The 3,655-nt window shown below is 72.6% G+C and carries 4 protein-coding genes; all 4 read left to right on the forward strand.

Features of this window, described 5'->3' with window-relative positions; all coding sequences use genetic code 11:
- Window positions 1-661: dihydrodipicolinate synthase family protein (locus AB0J52_RS31975; protein ID WP_500186522.1), on the forward strand; the 661-nt coding region annotated here is incomplete at its 5' end.
- Entirely contained in the window at window positions 661-1,662 is a 1,002-nt protein-coding gene (locus AB0J52_RS31980; RefSeq protein ID WP_500186523.1) for a proline racemase family protein, read from the forward strand. The genes AB0J52_RS31975 and AB0J52_RS31980, both read left to right, overlap by 1 nt.
- 168 nt (window positions 1,663-1,830) lie before the next feature.
- Complete coding sequence (locus AB0J52_RS31985; protein ID WP_500186524.1) at window positions 1,831-3,315, forward strand: amino acid permease; 1,485 nt, start codon at window positions 1,831-1,833, stop codon at window positions 3,313-3,315.
- On the forward strand, window positions 3,312-3,655 hold a 344-nt coding region (locus tag AB0J52_RS31990), incomplete at its 3' end, for an aldehyde dehydrogenase family protein (RefSeq protein ID WP_500186526.1). The genes AB0J52_RS31985 and AB0J52_RS31990, both read left to right, overlap by 4 nt.

Below are 3,655 nucleotides of genomic sequence, written 5' to 3' on the forward strand. Positions count from 1 at the left end.
GCACGGCCCCGGCGCGCACCAGGCCAGGCACTGGGCCGAACTCGCCGCCGAGGACGGCGCGGACGGCGTGCTGTGCCTGCCGCCGACCATGTACCGCGCCAACCGGGGCGAGATCATCGCGCACTACGAGGCGGTCGCGTCCGCCGGGCTGCCGGTGATGGCCTACAACAACCCGATCGACACCAAGGTCGACCTCACCCCTGACCTGCTCGCCGAGATCGCGCAGATCGACGGGATCGTCGCGGTCAAGGAGTTCTCCGGCGACGTCCGCCGCATCCTGGAGATCAAGGAGAAGGCCCCCGGCCTGGAGGTCGTCGCCGGCGCCGACGACGTCACCCTGGAGGCGCTGCTGATGGGCGCGACCGGCTGGTTCGCGGGCTTCCCGAACGTGTTCCCCGCCGAGTCCGCCGAGCTCTACGAGCTCGCCACCGCCGGGAAGCTGGAGGAGGCGCGGGCGCTGTACGAGCCGCTGGTCGCCGCGTTCCGCTGGGACTCGCGCACCGAGTTCGTCCAGGCCATCAAGCTCGGCATGGAGATGGTCGGCCGGTACGGCGGCCCGTGCCGCCCGCCGCGCGGCCCGCTCACCGCCGAGCACCGCGCCGGGGTCACCGCCGACATGGAACGCGCCATCGCCGCCCTCGAGCAGCGCAAGGCCGCCTGATGCGAGCGGCCCGCGCGATCAGCGCGGTCGACTCCCACACCGAGGGGATGCCGACCCGCGTCGTCACCGGAGGCGTCGCGCCGATCCCCGGCGCGACCATGGCGGAGCGCCGCCGGCACGCGATCGAGCACCTGGACGGGCTGCGCGGCTTCCTGATGAACGAGCCGCGCGGGCACGCCGCGATGAGCGGCGCGCTGCTGCAGCCGCCGCTGCGCGACGACGCCGACTGGGGCGTGGTCTACGTCGAGGCGAGCGGGTTCCTGCCCATGTGCGGGCACGGCACGATCGGCGTCGCGACCGTGCTGGTCGAGACCGGCATGGTCGAGGTCACCGAACCGGAGACCGTGGTCCGGCTGGACGTCCCGGCCGGGCTCGTCGAGGCCCGCGTCGCGGTGAAGGACGGCCGCGCCGAGAAGGTCACCCTGCGCAACGTCCCGTCCTTCGCGCTCGAACTGGACGCGAAGGTGGACGTCCCCGGCTACGGGACGCTCACCTACGACATGGCGTACGGGGGCAACTTCTACGCCATCCTCGACCTGGAGTCGGTCGGCCTGCCGTTCGAACGCGCCCGCAAGGACGACATCCTCACGGCCGGCCTCGCCATCATGGACGCGATCAACCGGCGGAACCGGCCCGTCCACCCCGAGGACGAGCTGATCGGCGGCTGCAAGCACGTCCAGTTCCTCGCGCCCGGCTCGACCGCCGAGCACAGCCGGAACGCGATGGCGATCCACCCCGGATGGTTCGACCGGTCGCCGTGCGGCACCGGGACCAGCGCGCGGATGGCCCAGCTGCACGCGCGCGGCGAACTCGCCCTGGGCGCCGGCTTCGTCAACGAGTCGTTCATCGGCACGAGCTTCACCGGCCGCCTCACCGGCACGACCGAGGTCGGCGGGCTGCCCGCGGTCCTGCCCGAGTTCTCCGGACGGGCCTGGATCACCGGGACCGCCACCTACACGCTCGACCCGAGCGATCCCTTCCCCGAGGGCTTCGTCCTCTGACGCGGGGGCGCGTTCTCCGACGTCCGGCTTCACTCCCCGACGTCGGGGGCCGGTCCTCCGCCGCGCCCTCGTCCGAGGCCCTGGCGCGCCGGGCGGCGACCCCCGCCGCCCGGCCGGCCTCCCTTCCCACCCCGTCTCCACCCCTCGACCTCCCCGGAGGTGCCCCGCATGTCCCGACTCATGCCCGAAACAGGGCTCGACCCGCAGCCGAAGCTGCTGTCGCGGTCCGGAATGTTCCGGCTGAAGCCGGTCGACACGTCCGAAGAGGAGCAGGCCGGCGGACTGCGCCGCACCATGGGCCTGTGGCAGCTGGTCGCGCTCAGCCTCGGCGGGCTCGTCGGCGCGGGCGTGTTCTCGCTCGCGGGCGTCGTCGCGCACGAGGACGCCGGCCCCGGCGTCATGATCTCCTTCCTCATCGCGATCGTCGCCAGCGCCGCCGCCGCGCTCTGCTACGCCGAGTTCGCCGGGATGATCCCGAAGGCCGGCTCGGCCTACACCTACTCCTACGCGGCGCTCGGCGAGCTGGTCGGCTGGGCCATCGGCTGGGACCTGCTGCTGGAGTACACCGCGATCGTCGCGGTCGTCGCCATCGCGATCTCCGGCTACCTGTCCTACCTGTTCGGGCAGATAGGCCTGGACCTGCCGGACTGGATGCTCGGCGCGCCCGGCACCGGCTCGGGCCACAAGGTGGACCTGTTCGCCGCGCTGCTGTGCCTGCTGCTGGCCTTCGTGCTGTCGCGCGGCACCAAGGAGTCGGCGCGCTTCGAGACGATCCTGGTCGTGGTGAAGCTCGCCATCGTCGCGCTGGTCATCGTCGTCGGCGCGTTCCACATCTCCGGCGGCAACTACACGCCGTTCCTGCCGTTCGGTGTCGGCGGCGCGATCTCCGGCGCGGCCACCACCTTCTTCGCCGTGTACGGCTACGACGCGATGAGCGCCGCCGCCGAGGAGAGCGCCGAGGCCAAGAAGGTGCTGCCGCGCGCGATCGTCATCTCGCTGGTCATCGCGGCCGTCATCTACGTCGCGGTCTGCCTGGTGCTGCTCGGCATGGTGAAGTACTCCGAGATCGACACCAAGAGCCCGTTCTCCAGCGCGCTCGCCTCGGTCGGGTTCGCCTGGCTCGGCACGGTCGTCGCGATCGGCGCGGTCGTCGGCATCACCACGTCCGCGCTGGCGAACATGCTGGCGGTCACCCGCGTCTGGTTCTCGATGAGCCGGGACGGCCTGCTGCCCGCCTGGTTCGCCCGCAACCACGCCACCCGCGCCGTCCCGACCCGGGTGATCTGGCTGGTCGGCGCGGGCTCGGCGGTCATCGCCGGGGTGCTGCCGATCCGCGAGGCCGCCGACCTCACCAACATCGGCATCCTGATGGCGTTCATCGTGGTGTCGGCGGCGATCGTGGTGCTCCGCCGCACCCGCCCGGACCTGCCGCGCTCGTTCCGGACGCCGCTGGTCCCGCTCGTCCCGCTGATCGGCATCGCCTTCGCGATCTGGCTGATCGCCAACCTCGACTGGGTCACCTGGGTCCGGTTCGCCGTGTGGATGCTCATCGGCCTGGTCGTGTACGCCTTCTACGGGTACCGGCACTCGGCGGAGAACCGCTCCGCCGGGGACGCCGTCCCCGACCCCAACCCCGAAGGGAGAAACCCGTGAGCGACACCGCTGTCGGCTCCGTGGTCGACACCGTGGTCACGGCGGCGGCCGAGGCCGCGCCGGAGTGGGCCGCCGCGCCCCGCAGCCGGTCCTCGGCCCTGGTCGCGGTCGCGAACGCGCTCGAGGAGCACCGCGCCGAGCTGGTCGAACTCGCCGACGCCGAGGCGCACCTCGGCCCGGCGCGGCTGAACGGCGAGCTGACCCGCACCACCTTCCAGCTCAAGCTGTTCGCCGAGCAGGTCGACCAGGGCCGCTACCTGGACGTCCGGATCGACCGGCCCGACCCGCAGTGGCCTACCGGTCCCCGGCCCGACCTGCGCCGCTACCGCGCCGCGCTCGG

The organism is Spirillospora sp. NPDC049652 (assembly GCF_040675125.1).
Taxonomy (GTDB): domain Bacteria; phylum Actinomycetota; class Actinomycetes; order Streptosporangiales; family Streptosporangiaceae; genus Spirillospora.